Below are 2288 nucleotides of genomic sequence, written 5' to 3'. Positions count from 1 at the left end.
GCCGTGCCCTCCAGCACGCTTGCCCTGAAGAACTCCGGCGCCGTCCAGGTCAGCGTGCCCGCCACTGCCGTGGGTTCCACCAACCCCGCTGCGGTCAACGGCAAGGCCGCGGCGGACCTCATCAACGGAACCGCCGCCAACGACACGCTGAACGGCCTGGCCGGCAACGACACCCTTCTCGGCGGGGCCGGTACCGACACGCTGAACGGCGGCGACGGCAACGACTCCCTCGATGGCGGGGCGGGCGCCGACCAGATGACGGGCGGCCTCGGCGACGACGTCTTCCTGGTGGACCACCTCGGCGACATCGTCATCGAGCTCGCCGGCGGCGGCTATGACCGCGTGGTGGCCAGCGTGTCCGGCTACACCCTCGGCGCCAATGTGGAGCGCCTGGATCTGGCCGGCACCGCGACCACCGGCATCGGCAACGAGCTGGGCAACCTCCTGGTCGGCAACGAGCTCAACAACATCCTCAAGGGCCTCGGCGGAGACGACCAGCTCTACGGCAACGCGGGCAGCGACACGCTGGAGGGCGGGGCCGGCCGGGACACGCTCTTCGGTGGCGAGGGCAACGACTCCCTCGACGGCGGAGCCGGCGACGACCTCATGCTGGGCGGTGCCGGCGACGACATCTACATCGTGGACAGCCTGGGCGACTTCATCGTGGAGAATGCCGGCGAGGGCTATGACCGCGTGGTGGTCAACGTGTCGGGCTTCACCCTCGGCGCCAACCTGGAGCGCCTGGATCTTGCCGGCAGCGCGCTGTCGGGCACCGGCAACGCGCAGGCCAACGTCATCTACGGCAATGCGCTGGGCAACCTGCTGAACGGCATGGCCGGCAACGACGAGATCCACGGCGGCGCTGGCCGCGACACGCTGATCGGCGGCCTGGGCGCGGACACGCTGGAGGGCGGGGGGGGTGCCGACCTCTTCCGCTTCGCCTCGGCGGCGGAGGGCGGCGACACCATCCTCGACTTCGTTCACAGCACCGACGCGCTCGAGATCTCCGTCGCAGGGTTCGGCGGCAAGCTGGCCCTGAACACGGACGTGGCCACGCGCTTCATCAGCAACACCACCGGCCTCGCCACGGCGCCCTCCGGCACCGGCCAGTTCATCTACGAGACCGATGCGGCGAAGCTCTGGTGGGATGCCGACGGCGCGGGAGCGGGTGCCTCGGTGGCGGTCGCCACCTTCACCCCCGGCACCGTGCTGAGCGCGGCCGACCTCCACCTCATCGGATGAGGCGACCGGTGGAGGGGCCGGGCCCCTCCACCATTCTGCCAATCTTTACATCCGCATGGTGGCTGGTCTCTGCCATGGTTTAGCAACATGAAAACGCTTGCTTTTCTCTCACGGCGCATTGTTTGCTCTTCACCCTCCCGAAGCCCCGGGCCGGTCGGGATGGGAGGTGATCATGGGCACGCTGAAGCCGCCGACGAAGTCCGCGCTGGTGACGGCACTGCCCCTGCTCACCGGCTCCGGCGCCGATGATGGCGCGCCCATCCTTGTCTCCGCCTCGGGCCCTGCGGGGCGGATTCAGGGGGAGGTGGACGCATTCCGGGGCCTGCTGGGCCCACTCTGCTCAGGAACGAGGCCCCCATACGGCAGCGGCCGCTGCGAGATCGGCGGCGACAGCCTTCCGGACGGCATGACCCAGGCCGGTTTGCGCGAGGTGCCGCCCACCCCCTGGCAGCACACCGTGATGCCCGGCACGGGTCTCGACCTCGGCTTCCTCGATCCCACCGATGGAGAGGTGGCGCTGACGCGCGGCTTCGGCGCGGTGTTCACGGAAGAGGGGGCGGCTGGCGCCAGCCTGACCTTCCTGGATGCCGTCGGTGCGCCGCTCGGCATCTTCTACGCACCGGAGGGAACGACTCCCGGAGCGCTGTCCTTTGTCGGAGTCTATTTCGGCAGCAGTCTGGTTTCGCAGGTTCGCGTAGCAGGAATGGGCGGCGCGGCGAGCCTCGCCCTGCTTATCTTCGGCATGCCGGTTCCCGCACGGTCCTCGGCGCTTTCCGGCAAGGTTTCCCTCCATCTGGCCCGCTGGGGCCTGAATGGCCCGGACGATGCACCACGTTCCTTCCCCCATTCCCAGGCGGGTTGAACCGCGGTGCAGCCTCGTCGCGGGGGCCCGCAGGAAGGGCGTGCATCGACGCCTGGCCATGAATGGCAGCCTGCCCCGGCCACGCCACGGTGGCGGCGCATGAGGCGGGACGGTTCGGTGGCCTCGCGGATGCGGCGGTGCCGCTGGTCGTGGCCCACCTCCGGGGCGCTGGTGCTGGTGGCGT

The 2288-nt window shown here is 69.9% G+C and carries 2 protein-coding genes; both read left to right on the top strand.

Annotated features, from left to right (window positions below; all coding sequences use genetic code 11):
- Positions 1 to 1242, top strand: a 1242-nt coding sequence (locus ACFFIC_RS08070; RefSeq protein ID WP_377049666.1) for a calcium-binding protein, incomplete at its 5' end; no start/stop codon positions are given.
- Positions 1243 to 1414: 172 nt separating this feature from the next.
- A complete protein-coding gene (locus ACFFIC_RS08065) occupies positions 1415 to 2104 on the top strand; it encodes a hypothetical protein (protein ID WP_377049665.1) in 690 nt (229 codons plus the stop codon).
- The last annotated feature ends 184 nt before the right edge of the window (positions 2105 to 2288 follow it).

Source organism: Muricoccus vinaceus (assembly GCF_042433125.1).
GTDB classification, from domain to species: domain Bacteria; phylum Pseudomonadota; class Alphaproteobacteria; order Acetobacterales; family Acetobacteraceae; genus Roseomonas; species Roseomonas vinacea.
This window is presented reverse-complemented; position numbering and strand designations above follow the sequence as displayed.

What these genes read in the sequence shown, in the direction of transcription:
- ACFFIC_RS08065 (WP_377049665.1), top strand. Translation starts at nt 1,415, where the DNA reads ATGGGCACGCTGAAGCCGCCGACGAAGTCCGCGCTGGTGACGGCACTG.